The organism is Williamsia sp. D3 (assembly GCF_000506245.1).
GTDB classification, from domain to species: domain Bacteria; phylum Actinomycetota; class Actinomycetes; order Mycobacteriales; family Mycobacteriaceae; genus Williamsia; species Williamsia muralis.
On record NZ_AYTE01000015.1, the window covers coordinates 107747 to 124940 of the forward strand.

Here is a 17194-nt window from a genome sequence, read left to right on the forward strand (position 1 = left end):
TATATGTACGCTGCCTTACCAACGTGTGCGAGATAGATGACAGAATAGCGTCATATCGGTCGTTACCCGTTAACAAGTCCCCAGCGGGAGTCTCCACCGGCGGTCGCCGGCCGCGTCGCCGGATGGACTGAGTCCATTACAGAGGGGAATCGTTGCGCAAGCTGGCAGTCGGTGTGCTCATCACCCTCATGGTCGCCACGATCGCCGATTTCGCATCCGCGGCCTACGCAGAGTACCGCTATTCCGCCGCGTTGCGGGAGGCTTCCGACCTGGAGTTCGACCCCGAGATCACCATCTCCGGCTTTCCCTTCGTCGACCAGGCCGCCGGCGACTCGTACGACCAGATCGGTATCACTGCGCGGGGCGCTGACCTGGGCGATGGGCGCCGGGGCGACCTGCGGTCGAAACTGTCCGACGTGCGCCGAGCAGACGGCCAATGGGTCATCGGACAGAACACCGAACTGACTGCGGACAAGGCCACCGCGTCCCTCAAGATCGACTCGGTCAACCTCGGCCGGTTCCTCGGCATCGTCGACCTCACCGTCACCACGCCGGCGCCCGATGACAAGGCCGGCGGTGGTGGTCCGGGCGACGGGATCCTCTCGACCAGCACCGGCGTCATCTTGACCGGGACGGTCAATGTGAGCAATCCACGTAATTCCGGTCACAGTCCCGGGCAACGCCGCGAAAAGGTGAGCGTCGCGGTTGATCTGTCCGTACGTGGCGGTGCTCTTCACATCGACGCCCGCAACCTCTACTCCGGTCCCGCCGAGCACGTGGAGTCCGACGTTCCGTCCGGGGCCGAGCCGATGGTGCTCGCCCAGTTCACCAAGACGCTTCCGGTACTGCCGCTTCCGTGGTCGATGCCGGCGGTGAAGGCGGCCTCACAGGGCAGCGATGTGGTGCTCGAGGCCGAGCCCGCGCCGTTGGTCGCAACCGCCCGGGACTTCTGGCAAGGGCCATCTCGGAGTGGTCGCACGCTGCGGTAAGCTGTCGGCCATGCAACTGGGCTGTGAGTTGATGCTCACCCGCCGTCGGGCGATCGACTTCTGTCGTATCGCCAATTGTTGCTGTCTGAGCCGGTAACCGGCGGGCCGTTCCGAGATCTTCCGCGTCCCGCACGTCCGGCGTGCCCCTGGTTCGCGTTCTTCGCTCCAGCGATTCATCACGCCCCCAGCACCACCCCCAAGCTTCATCCTCTGAGCACCACCACAGTTGTATCTACTGCGGATCGCTTCTCGATGCCGCATCCACCACGAAAGGAAAACCATGGCTCGCTCCGACGTCCTGGTCAGCGCCGACTGGGCTGAGCAGAACCTGAAAGCAGACAAGACCGTCTTCATCGAGGTCGACGAGGACACCACCGCTTACGAAGGCGGACACATCGAAGGCGCCATCCGCCTCGACTGGCGCAAAGACCTGCAGGACGGCGTTCGCCGCGACTTCCTGAACCAGGAGCAGTTCTCGGAGTTGTTGTCGGCCAAGGGCGTCTCCAACGACGACACCGTTGTTCTCTACGGCGGCAACAACAACTGGTTCGCTGCCTACGCCTACTGGTACTTCAAGCTCTACGGCCACAAGGACGTCAAGCTCATCGACGGCGGCCGCAAGAAGTGGGAGCTCGACGGCCGTCCGCTGTCGACCGACGAGGTGACCCGCCCGGCCACCACGTACACCGCATCCGCGCCGGACACGAGCATTCGCGCATTCCGCGATGAGGTCATCAACGCCATCGGCAGCAAGAACTTGGTCGACGTGCGCAGCCCCGACGAGTTCTCGGGCAAGATCCTCGCTCCCGCTCACCTGCCGCAGGAGCAGGCCCAGCAGCGTGGCCATGTCCCGGGCGCGATCAACATCCCGTGGAGCACCACCGCCAACGAGGACGGCACCTTCAAGGCGGACGATGACCTCGAAAAGCTGTACGCCGAAAAGGGTTTCGACGACAGCAAAGAGACCATCGCCTACTGCCGCATCGGTGAGCGCTCGAGCCACACCTGGTTCGTGCTCGATCAGCTCCTCGGCAAGAAGAACGTCAAGAACTACGACGGCAGCTGGGTCGAATACGGCTCACTCGTCGGCGCCCCGATCGAACTGGGAGAGAGCAAGTAATCATGTGTGCTGCGCCTAAACAGGGACAGAAGATGCCCGCCGGTGTCGATACCGAAAAAGAAACAGTGTTGACAGGTCAGGTCGTCGACACCGACGGCAACCCCGTTGCCGGCGCGTTCGTCCGCCTCCTCGACAACACCGGCGAGTTCACCGCAGAGGTGGTCGCCAGCGGTACCGGTGACTTCCGGTTCTTCGCCGCTCCCGGCACGTGGTCGTTGCGTGCGCTCTCGTCCATCGGCAACGGTGATGCCACCGTGAGCCCGGAGGGCCCCGGCGTGCACGAGCAGAACGTGACCGTCAGCAAGTAGTAGGTCGGATCCGACGAGCCCGGCCCGCCTCTCGAGGCGGGCCGGGCTTGTTTTGACTGCCGTGTGCCTCCGTGCACACAACTCGCGTGACCGTGGCCGGATGTGACCGTACTGACCGATCTGCGTGCACTCACGCACGCGGCCAGATTGAGGGAATCCCCACACGCACCCGCCCATCAGCGCGAGCTAGAATGCTCTGGTGGTCATATTCTTCGAAGCGTTGCTGGTGCTGGCAACCATCCTGATTTCCTGGTTTGGCCTGTATGTCCTCTACCGGCTGGTCACTGACGAATCGTGACCCGTTCGGGCGACGAAGCGATCAACCAGGCGGCGATCCGCGCGCAGGAAACCGCAGCGCGTAACGTCCCGTCGCTGCCCGATCTGCCGCTGCCGGACGACACGGCCAACCTGCGTCAGGGCCCTGACCTGCATCCCGGGCTACTGGCGCTCCTACCCATGGTCGGTGTGTGGCGCGGCGAAGGGGAAGGCTACGACCCCGAGAACGGTGACCATCACTTCGGCCAGCAGGTCATCATCAGCCACGACGGCGGCAACTACCTCGTCTGGCAATCGCGCACCTGGGTCATCGACGCGGACGCCAACTACGTCGGTCCCGGTGAGCGCGAGGCCGGGTTCTGGCGAATCGGCGAAGACGATGTCATCGAACTCCTCCTCACCCATGCCGAGGGCTGGGTGGAACTGTTCTATGGCAAGCCGCTCAATCAGACGTCGTGGGAATTGGCCACCGACGTCGTGATCAAAGCAGCATCGGGCCCTCGTCCCGGAGGAGCCAAACGTCTGTACGGCCTCGTCGAGGACGGCGATCTCGCCTACGTCGAGGAACGGGTCGACGCGGACGGCGACCTCGTTCCCCGCGCATCGGCCAAACTGCGCCGCTACGCCGGCTAGATGCCGACGTTCGCTGCCCGATAGCCGTTCGCCAGCTCATCCGACAGCGACGCACGCTGAGGACGCCAGCCGAGATCTCTCGCGCGCAGGCCCGAGCCCACCCGCTGATCGAGCAACAGGGCATCGGTGAAGTCCCCACCGAGCCGTGCCCGGGTCTCGTCGACCGTTGCCGCGACAAGTCGAGCATGTGGGTGCGCCGCAGCAGCCAGGTCACCGACTGCGGCCGTGTGACTCACGCCGATCACTCGGCCACCCGGATTGGTCTGTAACGCAAGCACATAGAGCGCGGCAAGGTCGCGCACGTGCACCAGACCCCAGTGTTGCGTGCCATCACCGATCAGGCTCAGACCATCTGTTCCAGCGACGGCCGGCGCATCGACGAGCAGGTTGGCGATGCCACCGCCCTCACCATGGACGACGCCGGGGGCAATGACCGTTGCGGCGACGGACGAGTCGAGAAGACGGCCTTCCCGCTCCACCCGCCAGGCCACGATCGCCGGCGGATCCAACGGTGAACCCTCGGTGATGTCGGGGTGCGACCCCCACAGCCAGATACCGCTGGTGTGGACATACGGTTTGGCTGTTCCCGAGAACTCCTCGATCACGGCGTCGACGACAGCGGAGTCGACGTCGGCACTGGTCGCATCACCCGGGCTTGCCGCGTGAACGGCTCCATCCGCCTGCGCCAACACACGGCGCAACGCTCCCCTGTCGGTCAGGTCCATCACGACGGGCTCGGCACCTTTGGCCCGCGCGGTGTCAGCGGCTGCCTCCGATCGCACCACAGCAGTCACCGTCGTGCCACCCTCGATGAGCGCGTCGAGGACAGCGCCTCCGATATAGCCGGTCGCTCCGGTCAAGGCGATGTTCATGGTCGTCCTTTCATCAGTTTATGACTGTGAGCAGGACGGTATCTGCTGGAAACTGATGACTTCAACGTGCTTAACTTACCCCGTGGAAAGCATCCAGCAAGAGGGCGACAAGACCGCATGCACCTCACCCCCGCCCGATGTACTCAAGCCGAATTGCCCGAGCCGAACCGTCGTGGAACGACTCGGTGACCGGTGGACTCTGCTCGTCCTGATGGGTCTGCGACCGGGGCCGGTTCGCTTCACGGTTCTGCGGGACATGATCGGTGTGGTGACACCCAAGGTGCTCACCCAGACGCTCCGCGCCCTTGAGCGTGACGGCCTCGTGACCCGCACGGTCTATGCGGAGATCCCGCCGCGGGTGGAGTACCAGCTGACCGACCTCGGACTGTCTCTGATGGGTCCCGTCGATGCGATCCGCGAGTGGTCCGAGACCAACTGCCATCGGATCATCGAGGCGCGCTCGGCTGCCGATTCGAAGCAAACCGCCTGAACGTCCGACAACGAACGCCGGGGAAATGGATAGACCCCCGCACCACCCACTTCTCAGCGGGCTCTCGGCCTGGACAAGGCCGAGGTGCGGGGGTCCGGTGACCATTGTGGATTCAGCTGACGAGCGCTGGGACGCAACCGATGTGCGATCCCGATCGGGCCAATCCACCGAAACGGTCGTTAGCTGATGGTCACCTCACGTGTCCAAGAATTCAACTTCAGACCACCTCCTTCCTCGTGTACGGACGAAGTTACCCCCGGTTCGATAGGTCGGCAACCGCTTTTTCTCGTAGCGAATTCGCTCCCAGATCGATGACCCTGTCGGCACGGTGAGAGGCCGGTAGTCGGTGCGAGACAACAACGACCGCGCGTTCAGGGTCGACGAGCCCGCCACCGACATCGAGGAGTCCGGCCTGCACTCTGTCCGCATCGGCACGGTCGAGATTTTCGCCGGGCTCGTCGATGAGCAGCCCCGGCGAGGGGTTGATCAGGCGCGCGCCACGAGCAGCCGTCTCCGCTGTCCCCCGCTGATGGCGTCCGCACCCCCTTCGAGGATCGTGTCGAGTCCATCCGGCAATCCGCCGACCCAGGTGTCGAGGCCGACGGATGCCAACGCCGACATCAGCACCTCGTCGGTTGCGTCGCCGCGTGAGACGAGCAGGTTCTCGCGGACACTGGTGGTGAACACGTGACCGTCCTCCGCGAAATATCTTGGGTCCGAGTCATTCTCACTCGAAACGGTGACGGTTCCCGACACCGGTTCCAACAACCCGGCCAACGTCAGCAAGAGTGTGGACTTCCCACAGCCACTCGGACCCACGAGGGCGATCCTGGACCCCGGTTTCACGTCCAGGTCCAGGCCGGCAGACCCGCCGAACACCGCCCCGCCGGGCCACCCCCATCGCAAGCCACGGACCGTCAGGTGCCCGGCCGGGAGCGCAGTCGACCGGTTCGGGCGCGCGTTTCGGTAGTCGTGCGCGCGGTCGACGAGGGTCATGATCCGCCGCGCCGCAAGGCGACTGCGCGACAACGTCATCGCAGCGTCGGTCATGGTGCTGGTGGAGTCGAAAGCACTCAGGGGCAAGAGGATCAGAACACCCAGCGTCATCGGGGACACCGAATCAGCCATGCCGATGCCGATCAACCCCGCCACGATCACCGAGACCCCGACGGCAAGTGGTGTGGCAGCCGCCGCCCATGCGCTCTGCCGGGCTCCACGGTCGGCGGCGCTGCGGGCATCGGCCTCGGCAGATGCCAAGTCGGTCAACACCTCTGCGCGACGGCGTGTCACAGCCAGCTCGGGTCCGTGATCAAGCAGATTCATCATCGCCTCGGCGCTGCGCGCCTGCGCCACGGCAGCATCCACTGCGGCACGGCGAGCACCGCGTGCGGCACCCCACGGCGCAACTGCGCCGCTGATCAGCAGACAACCGGCCAACGCGACCGCCGCCCACAACGAGACACACGCCATGATCACGACCGCGGCGCCGGACACCACCATCGACACCCCGATGGGTATGAGGGCCCGGATCAAGGCATTGCCCACCTCGTCGACATCGGCACCCGTGCGCGACAACAACTCTCCGCGGCGCAATCCCACCGAGTAACCAGACGGTCCACCCGCGAGGGCGACGTACAGTCGGCGGCGCGCAGTCGACATCGCATCGAGGGCCACATCGTGTGTGGCCAGCCGCTCGAGGTAGCGGAACAGCCCCCGCGAGATGCCGAGCGCTCGCACAGCTGTCACGGCGAGCGACAGATAGAGAACCGGCGGCATCTGCCAGGCGCGGGTGATCAACCATGCCGACAGCGCGGCAAGCGCCAGTGCGCTACCGGCACCGAGCATTCCCAGCAGCAGCGACTTCGCCACCAACTGTCTCCGCAGGCCGAGTAGACCCATCGCACGCCAGAGTGGATCCTCACGCACCGCCGACCACTTCTCAACGACGGACATGGACATGCGCTCCGATCTCGACCACGTCGTCGGCTGCTACGAGCAACGCCGGACGGTGAGCGACAACAACAACGGTGTCACCGGCGTGGGCGCGGTCCTGCAGCACCCGGCACACCTCGGTCTCGGCCACCGCATCGAGGTGAGTGGTCGGTTCATCGAGCAACAGCAGCGGCGCGGGCGATGCCAGCACACGGGCAAGCGCCAGGCGTTGCCGCTGACCCGCCGACAGCCCCACTCCCCTGTGCCCGAGCTGGGTGTCCCACCCCTGCGGCAAGCCGGCGACCACTTCGTCGAAACCGCTTGCTCGGCACGCCGACTCGCGATCCGCACCGGAGACCGGCCCACCGAGGAGAAAGTTGTCCCTCACGGTGCCCGGTACCAGCACCGGGTGCTGTGGTAGCCAAGAGACCTGCTCCCACAACGCTTCCCGGTCGAAGTCGGCCACCGGCACGTCACCGATCAGGATGGAGCCGGCGTCCAGGGCTTGCAGACCCAGGATCGCTGAGAGGACAGTCGATTTCCCTGTCCCGTTGGGCCCGACGACCACGGTCAGGCGGCCCGGCCGGATGGTCGCCGTCACATCGTCCGGGGCCCAGCCGTCGCGACCTTCGACGCCGACGCCGGACAAGGTGATGGCGGCTCCGGCGACCGGTACCGACCGGCCGACTGTTGTCGGCGCAGCAGATTCCGCCTCGATGATGTCGAATATCTCATCAGCGCTGGCCGTCCCGGCCTCCGAGTTGTGGAACTGAGCCCCCGCGGCCCGTAGCGGCAGGTAGATCTCCGGTGCGAGCACCAGGGCCAGGACACCCCCGTACAGCCCCATATCACCGAAGACCAGGCGCAGTCCGATGCTCACGGCGACCAATGCAACGCACAAGGTGGCGAGGAATTCCAGCACCGCACCCGACAGGAAGGCGATCCGAAGCGCCTTCATGGTGCTGCGCCGATGAGCCTGCCCCAACTCACCGATACGACCGGCCGGCTCCAGCTCGCGCCCCAGTGCGCGCAGTGTGGGTATCCCGGCGATGAGGTCGAGCAATTGGGACGAGAGCCGACTCATCGCCGCCAGCCGGTCAGCCGTGCGATCGCGGGTCATCACCCCGATGAGGATCATGAAGATCGGTATCAGCGGCAGTGTGATGACCACGATGATCGCCGACGTCATGTCGGCCATCGCCATCACCACGATCAGCACCGGGATCACCACCACCGAAAGCACAAGGGCGGGGACGTATCCGGTCAGGTACGGCCCCAACGCCTCGATGCCGCGGGTGAGGATGGTGGCAAGACGCTCGCGACGGGTGAGCAGATCACGCGGTGCGGTACGAGCTGGATCTGACACCACGGCCAGGGCCGCCTCGCGCAACTCGGCGATCACCTGGGCGCCCGCGCGATGGGCGTAGCGGTCGTGGAGGTAGGTCGCGGCAACCCGCATCACAACAGACGCCGCCAGCCAGCTCAGATGGGACGCTTGCGCATCGAGGCTGCGCAGCCCCGGAGAGACGATCAGTTCCGACAGGATCGAGGCCACCATCGCCGCGGTGACGATGACGGTCGCGACTGACACCACGGCCATGAGCACCGTGATCACCAGGTAGCGGCGCGAGGTCCGTGAGTATCTCCACAGGCGCGGATCGATCGGCGGTCTGGCCTGTCGCCGCCGCCGCGACGCGGTCATCTCGGTGCCTCGGCGGCTTTTCGTTCGCGAAGTGACAGTCCGATGGACGGGGGGATCTGTGATGTCGAGATGCGCTGCCGGAACACCCAATACGTCCACCCCTGGTAGGCGAGCACCACGGGGGTGATGAACGCTGCCGCCCAGGTGATCACCACCAATGTGTGATGACTCGACGCACTCCCCTCGATGGTCATGTGGAAGGCCGGGTCGGTGGTGGACGGGATGACGTTGGGGAACATCGACCCGAGGATCAGGACCACCACACCGAAGATGGCGAAGCACGTGGCAACGAATGCCCATCCCTCCCTCCGCATCCAGGCCAGCGCCGTCGCGGCGACGACGGCCACCGCGGCGACCGCCAGCGCTGCCCACGTCCATCCCTTGCCGTAGGCCAGCTGGGTCCACACACCCCACACCGCGGCGACGATGGTGGTCGGAACGGCGAGCCAGGCTGCGGTCCTCATGGATTCACGCTGCATGTCGCCGCCGGTCTTGAGTGCCAGGAACACCGCGCCGTGGGTGATGAACAACAAGGCGGTGGCAGCGCCGCCGAGCAGTGCGTACGGCGACAGCAGGTCGAGGATGTTGCCGGTGAACTGCTCCTCACCGTCGATGGGAAGTCCGCGCACCAGGTTGGCGAACGCGACGCCCCACAGAACGGCCGGCAGCCACGAGCCGAGCCCGATCCCGACGTCGGCCCACCGACGCCACCGCGGGTCGTCGATCTTCCCACGCCACTCGATGGAGACGACCCGGGTGATCAGCCCGACAAGGATGAGCAGCAACGGGAGATAGAAGGTACTGAACATTGTTGCGTACCAGGCAGGAAAGGCCGCGAACAAGGCGCCACCGCCGGTGATCAACCACACCTCGTTGCCGTCCCACACCGGGCCGATGGTGTTGAGCATGACCCGTCGCCTGGTGTCCCCGGACACCCCGTCCTTCGCCCGGCCCAGAAAAGGCATGAGCATCCCGACCCCGAAGTCGAAACCCTCGAGTACGAAGTAGCCGAGGAACAGCACTCCGACGAGTGCGAACCAGAACTCAGCAAGGCTCATCACGTCACCTCGGCCTTTCAGTAAGCGAACGAGAGTTGTTTGACGTCATCGGCATCGTCGTCATCGCGACCACTGCCGTCGCCGTCGTCACCCGACCCACCGACCGGGGGCCCGGAGTCGGACGGTTGTGGACCTTCGCGGGTGTACTTGCGCAACAACGTGAACCAGATCAGGCCGAGCACTCCGTAGAGGAGGGTGAAGATGATCAACGACGTGAGGACGAGGTAGCCCGAGTGTCGGCTGACGCCTTCTTGCACGGTCAGGTGCACCTGCGACAGACCCGTCGGATTGGGTGCCACCATCCAGGCTGACGCCCCATCTCGGTGAAGATCCAGCCAGAACTGTTGGCCAAGAACGGGGTCGGGATCATCCAGATGGCAAATGTCCCGAAGCGCTTCGAATCGGGGATACGACCACCGCGCGTGAACCAGAGTGCGAGAAGAGCCAGCGCCGCCGAGCCGAGGGCCCATCCGATCATGGCACGGAACGCCCAGTACGTGACAAAGAGATTCGGCTTGTAATTTCCGGGACCGAAGTTCGCCTCGTGCTGCGCCTGCAGGTCTTCGACACCCTGCAGGGTGGAGTTGAAGTCGTAGTCGGCCAGGAACGACAAGGCCTTGGGCACCTCGATCAGATGCGTGACGGACTCGCAGTTGTTCTGGGTGCCGATGGCCAGGACGGAAAAACTTGCACCGCTTTCGGTCTCGCACAACGACTCGGCCGACGCCATCTTCATCGGTTGCTGTTCGAACATGAGCTTGGCCTGCGCGTCACCGGTGATGGCGAGCGCCACGCCGCTGACGATCATCACCCACAGGGCCAAGCGGGTCACCGGGCGGTACAGCGTCCGCGCATCGGCCTCCAGTCGGTCCGCCTCGGCACCTTCGGAGCGCTTGGCCTGCCGCATGTTTCGCACCATCCACCAGCAGCCGATCCCCGCGACGAAGGTGCCGGCGGTGAGGAACGCGCCGGCGATGGTGTGAGGGAAAGCCGCCAACGTGGTGCTGTTGGTCATCACGTCCCACAGGCTCTTGAGCTCTGGACGTTGCTTTTCCTCGTTCCACTGCGCCCCGACGGGGTGCTGCATCCACGAGTTCGCAGCGACGATGAACCACGCGGACGCGTTGACGCCGATGGCAACCATCCAGATCGTCAGCAAATGGATCTTCTTGGGCAGGCGATCCCAGCCGAAAATCCAGAGACCCAAGAATGTCGATTCCATGAAGAAGGCGACGAGGCCTTCGAGTGCCAGCGGACCGCCGAACACGTCCCCGACGAATCTGCTGTACTCGCTCCAGTTCATCCCGAATTGGAACTCCTGGACGATGCCGGTGGCGACGCCGAGGGCGAAGTTGATCAGCAGCAACTTCCCGAAGAATTTGGTGGCGCGATACCACTGCTCACGGCCGGTGACGACCCACACCGTCTGCATCACCGCAACCATCGGAGCGAGTCCGATCGTCAGCGGTACCAGGATGAAGTGGTAGACGGTGGTGATCCCAAATTGCCACCGCGAGACGTCAAGAGCGTCCATTTTTGCCTCATTCGCCGAGTCGCTACTACGAGAGGTAGTAGATGCAGCGTACGCCCGGGCGCAGATGACGAACAAGCAAAATCGGTGTGGCGCCGGGCACCTTCACCGATGCCGAACGGCGGGTCGAATCAGCCGATTGCGCGGTCTACCAGAGCCGAAAAGTCCTGTGGGCGAGCAGGAGTCGTCATCAAATAACCGTTGAGCTCGATGACGCGGGTGGCCAACGTGATGCTGGACACCAACCACACCGATTCGGCACAGATGAGGTCTGCCGGACGCAGGGCGTGAACCTCGGTGTCCCAGCCGTCCTTGTCGGCCTGGGCGAACAGGGCCTGCTGGGTGGTGCCACTGAGGATGCCGATCTCGGGTGGCGGTGTGATCAACCGTTTTCCTTCGACCACGATGACCGTCGACCGCGGGCTCTCGAGCACATAGCCCTCGCTGCTGGTGTAGATGACGTCGTCGGCGCCTTGCTCGGCGGCGTACCGCAGCGCAGCCATGTTCGTGGCATAGCTGAGCGTTTTGGCACCGAGCAACTGCCACGGGGCCACCGCGGCGAGATCGACCGAGTATCCACGGGGAGCGGTGATGACCTTCACCCCGTTCTCGCGGACCTTGGCGGCCCGCTCGGCAACGGGTCCGACGGTCAGATATTCGGTGGCCGCGTTCGCCTCACGGGTGAGCCCGGTCTCGTCGCGGTCCCGCGGAGGCGCGGCGTCGACGGGTGCCGACTCCCGTCCGCGTGAGTAGACCAGCCGCATGAGCCCCTCGGCGTTGCCGTTGGCCTCCGCCCAGACCCTGGCACCGGTCGCAATCGCGTCGGCCCATTTCTCCTCGTCGGGAGCAGGCAGATCGAGCGCCTTGGCGCTGCGCGAGAGCCGCTGCAGATGCAGATCGACCACGCGAGCCCGCCCATCGCGGACGAGCAGGGTTTCGAAGATCCCGTCGCCTCGGACCGCAGCAAGGTCGTCCGCATGCAGGATCGGCACGTCAGGGTCGAGTACCGCGCCGTCGACAGTCACCAAGATCGGTTGAGCCATGACGGCAAGAGTAGCGAGCACGCTCGTACGATGATGACGTGACTGTTTTGTTGGATTCATTACGCGCCTCAGGCGCAGTCGGTGGCCCGGAAAATTCCCCAGACGAAGCAGTGGCGTGGCACTTCGGTGACCCGTTCGGTGAGCAACGTGCCGCGACCACCTCTGCGGTGGTGATCGACCGTTCGCATCGCAGCGTCATCGCCCTCACCGGCGACGAGCGGCTCAGTTGGCTCAACACCATCTCCAGTCAGTTCGTCACCGACCTCGCGGACGGACGCAGCGCGGAGAACCTCAGCCTCGACGGGAACGGCCGGATCGAGGATCACTTCATCCAGACCGACATCGACGGCACCACGTGGATCGACACCGAGGCGCATCGCGGCGAGCCGTTGGCCGCGTTCCTGACGAAGATGGTCTTCTGGGCGAAGGTCGAGGTTGTCAGGCGCCCGGACATGGCCGTGCTGAGCCTGCTGGGGCCGCAAACCCGTGGAGGTGCCGTCGCACAGTTGCTCGGCGTACCCCCGACAGCATCGGTCTACGACGCCGGGCCGTTGGCCGACGGCGGGTTCTGGCGGGTGATGCCTGCTCTCGGTGAGCATGCCTCCGTCGAGGCCATCGACCTGGTCATCCCGGTCGATCAGCTGATCACGTGGTGGTCGAGCCTGACCGCGGTCGGTGTGCGCCCCGCAGGTTCGTGGGCTCACGAAGCTCTTCGGGTCGCGGCTCTGCGACCCCGGCTGGGCATCGACACCGACGAGCGCGCGATCCCTCATGAGGTGAACTGGATCGGGTCGCCGGACGAGATGGGTGCGGTGCACCTGAACAAAGGGTGCTACCGGGGTCAGGAGACCGTCGCCCGGGTGCACAATCTCGGCAAACCTCCCCGGCAACTGCTCCTGCTCCACCTCGACGGCAGTGCCGACAGCCGTCCCGTCACCGGTGACCCCGTCACCGCGGGTGGACGCGCAGTCGGTCGGATCGGCACCGTTGTCGAACACTTCGAGTACGGGCCGATCGCGCTCGCTTTGGTCAAGCGGGGTGTGCCAGCCGACACAGTCCTCGAGACCGGCGGCACCACCGCGGCCATTGATCCCACTTCGGTGCCGGCTGATGACCGGGTGCAGGCCGGACGTGCTGCAATCGAGAAATTGAGGGGCAGATGATGACGGTGAGTACCTGCCTGGTCGGCCGGCACAGCGAGAAATTGAGGGGCAGGTGAGCCTGGCCGTTGGCACGGTGCTGGCCGTGTGCGCGGTGCACGAGGAGCATCGCCTGGCGGGTGGTGTCGGGATCAGCGCCATCGACAAGCGGGCGATCGACGGTCCGGTGGACGTGAACGAGAACGGCCTCGACATCGACCACGTCTGCGACGTCAAACACCACGGCGGACTGGATCAGGCTGTTTACGCCTACAGCGAAGACGAGGCCCAGCGATGGGCAACGGAACTGGATCGAGAACTGCCGTACGGATGGTTCGGCGAGAACCTCAGGATCGCAGGCGTGGCCACAACCGATGCAGTGATCGGAGAGCGCTGGAAGGTCGGTGACACTCTCGAACTGGAGGTCACGATTGCGCGTACCCCATGTCGCACCTTCGCCGACTGGGCGCAGGAGGAGAACTGGATCAAGCGCTTCAACGCCCAGGCCGACGTGGGCTGTTATCTCCGTGTGGTCCAGCCGGGTGCCGTGACAGCGGGTGATGTGGTCAGGGTCATTTCCCGGCCGGATCACGGGGTTCTGGTCCGGCATCTGATCACCGGCCCCGACCGTGATGCTTTGGTGGAACTGCTGGCCGCCGACAGTCTTCCGCCGAAGGTCGTGCGGGACGCAGAGCGGTGGCTTCGCAAGAAGAGCAGGTAAATTCAGCGGGCCCCCGACGAGCCGGTCCGCATCACGCTTGCGAGCACGCTAGACTGTGTTTCACGACCATATTTGTAAACACAGAATGGGGCCGCCACGTGTTTGGCCGCCCCTTCATTGCGCGAGGGGGTCCCCTATGGGCCGCGGCCGGGCGAAGGCGAAGCAAACTAAAGTTGCTCGTGAACTTAAGTACAGCTCACCGAACACCGACTTCGACAGCTTGCAGCGAGAGCTGTCGGGTGGCGATTCCGCTGAACCGAACGATGGGTTCACGGACGATCGGTGGTCCGATGAGGAGAGTTGGCGGCGAGCCTGACAGGCGAGCCGGGGGTTCGGGCCATCTGGTTCGGACCACCACTCTTGACAACCCCCTGAGGCGACTCCCGGTCCAGGGCGGGCCACTCGGCATATCCGTGATCGGGTCGCAATCCTGATCGGGCACATCCCCGATCAGGCCGCAGCTCCCTTCCGGGTCTAGAACCGCGGGTGCTCGCCCATCAGCTCGGCAACCCCGGTCTTCTTCTTGTGATCCCCCGGGCTTGTCGTGTGGGACTTCTTGATCGATCCCAGCACCCAGCAATCCAGGTGGCGAGCGGTCAGGACGGCCAGTGCCCGGTCGGTGTCTTCGGGCGCCACCACGGCGACCATCCCGACGCCCATGTTGAAGGTCCGTTCCATCTCGATACGCTCCACGCGTCCGCGCTGGGCGATCATCTGGAAGATCGGCGCCGGCGACCAGGTGCCGCGGTCGAGTTCTGCGACCAGGCCGCTGGGGATGACGCGGGCCAGGTTGTCGGCCAACCCGCCACCGGTGACGTGTGAGAACGTCCGGACGTCGGTCTCCGCAGCCAGGGCGAGGCAGTCCTTGGCGTAGATACGGGTGGGCTCCAGCAACTCTTCGCCGAGGGTGCGCTCGAACTCTTCGACGTGCCCGCCGAGGTCCATGTGGCCCCACTCGAGCAACACCTTGCGCGCCAGCGAGTATCCGTTCGAGTGCAGGCCGCTGCTGCCCATCGCGATCACGACATCACCGGGCCGCACGCGGTCCGGTGAGAGCACTGCGTCGGCCTCGACGATGCCCACGCCGGTGGCAGACAGGTCGTAGTCGCCCTCTGCCATCAAACCCGGGTGTTCGGCCGTCTCGCCGCCGAGCAGCGCGCACCCGGCCTCGACGCAACCATCGGCGATTCCCTTGACCAACTCTGCGACGACCTCGGGCACAACCTTGCCGACGGCGATGTAGTCCTGGAGGAACAGCGGTTCGGCACCGCAGACGACGAGGTCGTCGACCACCATCGCCACGAGATCGCGGCCGAGGGTGTCGTGCTTGCCCATGGCCTGTGCCACGGCGATCTTTGTTCCCACACCGTCGGTGGACGACGCGAGAACCGGCTCGCGGTAGCCGCCCTTGAGCTTGAACAGGCCGGCAAAGCCTCCGAGTCCACCCATGACCTCGGGACGCAGCGTGCGCTTCGCGTGCGGGGCGAACAGCTCCACTGCTCGCTCACCGGCATCGATGTCCACTCCCGCCGCAGCATATGAGGCGTTGCTGGGCTCGTTGTCGGTCATCGGCGTGTGGTTCCCGTTCTCGAAGTCCGGCAGCCGGGGCTGCGTGGTGGCGAATAATCCGGTCTCACGCTACCCGAGGTGCACCCGATGAGTTCTGGCGACGTGCATTGCCTACATCGGCGGACAACAGGGAACTGCGCAAGGCGGACACTCGACGGGGTACCGAGTCATCCTCACGCCAGGGATGACTCGCGACCGGGAACGGCGACTGTGGCCTAGGGCCGGCGGATCGCGCTCACGTTGTCGTTGTCGGCGAGCACGTCGGAGCCCGTCGCGGCATTCTTGAGCATCGTCTCGAGAACCGCCTTGCCCATGGATGTCTCCTTGGGCAGCTCGATCGGGTACTCACCGGTGAAGCATGCGGCGCAGAGGTTGTCGGCGGGCTGCTCGGTGGCGGCGATCATCTCGTCGGTACTGATGTAGCCGAGGGAGTCTGCCCCGATGGCGTGCCGAACGCCTTCCACGAGATGCTCTTCGGAGTCCGTGCCGTTGGCGATCAGTTCGGCGGGCGATGCGAAGTCGATGCCGTAGAAGCACGGCCAGCGCACGGGGCTCGATGCGATACGCACGTGCACCTCGGCCGCGCCTGCCTCGCGGAGCATGCGGATCAACGCGCGCTGCGTGTTACCGCGGACGATCGAATCGTCTACGACCACAAGCCGTTTCCCGCGGATGACCTCTTTGAGAGGGTTGAGTTTCAGCCGGATGCCCAGCTGACGGATGGTCTGCGACGGCTGGATGAAGGTGCGTCCCACGTAGGCGTTCTTCATCAGCCCCTGGCCGTAGGGGATGCCTGATTCCTGGGCGTATCCGACCGCGGCAGGCGTGCCCGATTCGGGTACGGGGATGACGAGGTCGCCCTCGGCCGGGAACTCGCGCGCCAGCCGGCGACCGATCTCCACCCGGGTGGTGTGCACCGAGCGTCCGTTGATGACGCTGTCGGGCCGGGCGAGGTAGACGTATTCGAAGACGCAACCCTTGGGCGTGGCCTCGGCAAAACGGGAGCTGCGGACGCCGTCGGCGTCGATGGCGAGGAGTTCACCCGGCTCGATCTCACGGACGTAGGACGCGCCGACGATGTCGAGGGCCGCGGTCTCGGACGCCACCACCCACCCACGGTCGAGACGACCGAGGCACAGTGGCCGGACGCCGTGCGGATCGCGCGCCGCGTACAGCGTGTGCTCGTCCATGAAGGTCAGGCAGAACGCACCCCGAAGGGTCGGGAGCAACTCCATCGCGGCCTGCTCGATGGTCGAATCCGCCGCGCCATGGGCCAGTAGCGCCCCGACGACGTCGGAATCCGAGGTGGCGCCGCCGGCGCGACGCGAATCCATCAACCCGAAATCACGGGCCTTGCTGGCCAGGTCGGAGGTGTTGACGAGGTTTCCGTTGTGACCGAGCGCCACGCCTGTGCCCGCGGCGGTGGTACGGAAGATGGGCTGGGAGTTCTCCCAGGTGGTGGATCCGGTGGTGCTGTAGCGACAGTGGCCGATGGCCACGTGGCCCTGCATGGCGCCGAGGGTCTGCTCGTCGAACACCTGCGAGACGAGCCCCAGGTCTTTGAACACCAAGACCTGCGAGCCGTCGGCCACGGCGATGCCCGCAGCCTCCTGGCCTCTGTGTTGCAAGGCATACAGGCCGTAATAGGTGAGCTTTGCGACATCCTCACCGGGTGCCCAGACACCGAACACGCCACATTCTTCGCGTGGCTCGTTCTCAGGCTCGTCGGCGTCTAACAGGTTCTTGCTGTTGATCGACAGCTCGGTCACTGGCACTCCCATGAGGTGGGCTGGTGGAGGGCGTGGGCTCAA

General features: G+C 65.2%; 14 protein-coding genes and 2 pseudogenes. 8 read left to right on the forward strand and 8 right to left on the reverse strand.

What is annotated here, in order from left to right; translation table 11 throughout:
* Nucleotides 1-152 precede the first annotated feature (152 nt).
* From W823_RS40595 to W823_RS40615, 4 genes are all read left to right on the forward strand, one after another.
* On the forward strand, nt 153-989 hold the full coding sequence (locus W823_RS40595; protein ID WP_023957289.1) for an LmeA family phospholipid-binding protein: 837 nt from the start codon (nt 153-155) through the stop codon (nt 987-989).
* 280 nt (nt 990-1269) lie between these two features.
* Nucleotides 1270-2109 (forward strand): sulfurtransferase, encoded by an 840-nt coding sequence (locus W823_RS40600; protein WP_023957290.1) that lies wholly within the window; start codon nt 1270-1272, stop codon nt 2107-2109.
* Between the two features lie 2 nt (nt 2110-2111).
* Nucleotides 2112-2417, forward strand: coding sequence for a DUF1416 domain-containing protein (locus W823_RS40605; protein WP_023957291.1), 306 nt, complete (start codon nt 2112-2114; stop codon nt 2415-2417).
* A gap of 294 nt (nt 2418-2711) precedes the next feature.
* Nucleotides 2712-3326, forward strand: a complete 615-nt coding sequence (locus W823_RS40615; protein ID WP_023957293.1) for an FABP family protein — start codon at nt 2712-2714, stop codon at nt 3324-3326.
* Here W823_RS40615 and W823_RS40620 read toward each other — a convergent pair.
* Nucleotides 3323-4198: an NAD-dependent epimerase/dehydratase family protein gene (locus W823_RS40620; RefSeq protein WP_023957295.1), complete on the reverse strand. Its 876-nt coding sequence runs from the start codon at nt 4196-4198 to the stop codon at nt 3323-3325. The genes W823_RS40615 and W823_RS40620 overlap by 4 nt on opposite strands.
* 172 nt (nt 4199-4370) lie before the next feature.
* On the opposite strand from W823_RS40620, the gene W823_RS40625 reads away from it, so the two are divergent.
* The gene (locus tag W823_RS40625; RefSeq protein ID WP_235189498.1) at nt 4371-4688 is read left to right on the forward strand and encodes a helix-turn-helix domain-containing protein; all 318 of its coding nucleotides are present in this window, start codon (nt 4371-4373) and stop codon (nt 4686-4688) included.
* A 250-nt stretch (nt 4689-4938) separates the two neighbouring features.
* Here W823_RS40625 and cydC read toward each other — a convergent pair.
* From cydC to W823_RS40650, 5 genes and pseudogenes are all read right to left on the reverse strand, one after another.
* Nucleotides 4939-6641, reverse strand: a pseudogene (gene cydC, locus W823_RS40630) (thiol reductant ABC exporter subunit CydC).
* Nucleotides 6628-8322 carry a thiol reductant ABC exporter subunit CydD gene (cydD, locus tag W823_RS40635; RefSeq protein WP_023957299.1) on the reverse strand — a complete coding sequence of 565 codons (1695 nt, stop codon included), beginning with the start codon at nt 8320-8322 and terminating at the stop codon, nt 6628-6630. Before cydD ends, cydC begins: the two are co-directional and overlap by 14 nt.
* Nucleotides 8319-9380, reverse strand: a complete 1062-nt coding sequence (gene cydB / locus W823_RS40640) for a cytochrome d ubiquinol oxidase subunit II (RefSeq protein WP_023957301.1) — start codon at nt 9378-9380, stop codon at nt 8319-8321. The genes cydD and cydB overlap by 4 nt, the downstream gene beginning before the upstream one ends.
* Before the next feature lie 17 nt (nt 9381-9397).
* Nucleotides 9398-10914 (reverse strand): annotated as a pseudogene (locus tag W823_RS40645) (cytochrome ubiquinol oxidase subunit I).
* Nucleotides 10915-11042: 128 nt separating this feature from the next.
* Nucleotides 11043-11954 carry an aminodeoxychorismate lyase gene (locus tag W823_RS40650; RefSeq protein ID WP_023957303.1) on the reverse strand — a complete coding sequence of 304 codons (912 nt, stop codon included), beginning with the start codon at nt 11952-11954 and terminating at the stop codon, nt 11043-11045.
* Nucleotides 11955-11992: 38 nt separating this feature from the next.
* On the opposite strand from W823_RS40650, the gene W823_RS40655 reads away from it, so the two are divergent.
* The 3 genes from W823_RS40655 to W823_RS57200 all read left to right on the forward strand — a co-directional run bounded on the left by W823_RS40655 (nt 11993) and on the right by W823_RS57200 (nt 14130).
* Nucleotides 11993-13117, forward strand: a complete 1125-nt coding sequence (locus W823_RS40655) for a folate-binding protein YgfZ (protein WP_023957304.1) — start codon at nt 11993-11995, stop codon at nt 13115-13117.
* Nucleotides 13118-13175: 58 nt separating this feature from the next.
* Nucleotides 13176-13814 carry an MOSC domain-containing protein gene (locus W823_RS40660; protein WP_152538038.1) on the forward strand — a complete coding sequence of 213 codons (639 nt, stop codon included), beginning with the start codon at nt 13176-13178 and terminating at the stop codon, nt 13812-13814.
* A gap of 136 nt (nt 13815-13950) precedes the next feature.
* Nucleotides 13951-14130, forward strand: a complete 180-nt coding sequence (locus W823_RS57200; protein ID WP_081729715.1) for a DUF3073 domain-containing protein — start codon at nt 13951-13953, stop codon at nt 14128-14130.
* A 158-nt stretch (nt 14131-14288) separates the two neighbouring features.
* On the opposite strand, the gene purM is transcribed toward W823_RS57200, so the two are convergent.
* Complete coding sequence (purM, locus tag W823_RS40665; RefSeq protein ID WP_023957310.1) at nt 14289-15383, reverse strand: phosphoribosylformylglycinamidine cyclo-ligase; 1095 nt, start codon at nt 15381-15383, stop codon at nt 14289-14291.
* 215 nt (nt 15384-15598) lie between these two features.
* Nucleotides 15599-17152 (reverse strand): amidophosphoribosyltransferase, encoded by a 1554-nt coding sequence (purF, locus tag W823_RS0128785; protein WP_030173945.1) that lies wholly within the window; start codon nt 17150-17152, stop codon nt 15599-15601.
* Nucleotides 17153-17194: the final 42 nt, after the last annotated feature.

Excerpts from the sequence above, each read along its gene's own strand:
- W823_RS40650 (WP_023957303.1), bottom strand. The coding sequence starts at position 11,954 with ATGGCTCAACCGATCTTGGTGACTGTCGACGGCGCGGTACTCGACCCT.
- W823_RS40620 (WP_023957295.1), bottom strand. The coding sequence starts at position 4,198 with ATGAACATCGCCTTGACCGGAGCGACCGGCTATATCGGAGGCGCTGTC.
- W823_RS40605 (WP_023957291.1), top strand. The coding sequence starts at position 2,112 with ATGTGTGCTGCGCCTAAACAGGGACAGAAGATGCCCGCCGGTGTCGAT.
- W823_RS40600 (WP_023957290.1), top strand. The coding sequence starts at position 1,270 with ATGGCTCGCTCCGACGTCCTGGTCAGCGCCGACTGGGCTGAGCAGAAC.
- W823_RS57200 (WP_081729715.1), top strand. The coding sequence starts at position 13,951 with ATGGGCCGCGGCCGGGCGAAGGCGAAGCAAACTAAAGTTGCTCGTGAA.
- cydD (WP_023957299.1), bottom strand. The coding sequence starts at position 8,322 with ATGACCGCGTCGCGGCGGCGGCGACAGGCCAGACCGCCGATCGATCCG.
- purM (WP_023957310.1), bottom strand. The coding sequence starts at position 15,383 with ATGACCGACAACGAGCCCAGCAACGCCTCATATGCTGCGGCGGGAGTG.
- cydB (WP_023957301.1), bottom strand. The coding sequence starts at position 9,380 with ATGAGCCTTGCTGAGTTCTGGTTCGCACTCGTCGGAGTGCTGTTCCTC.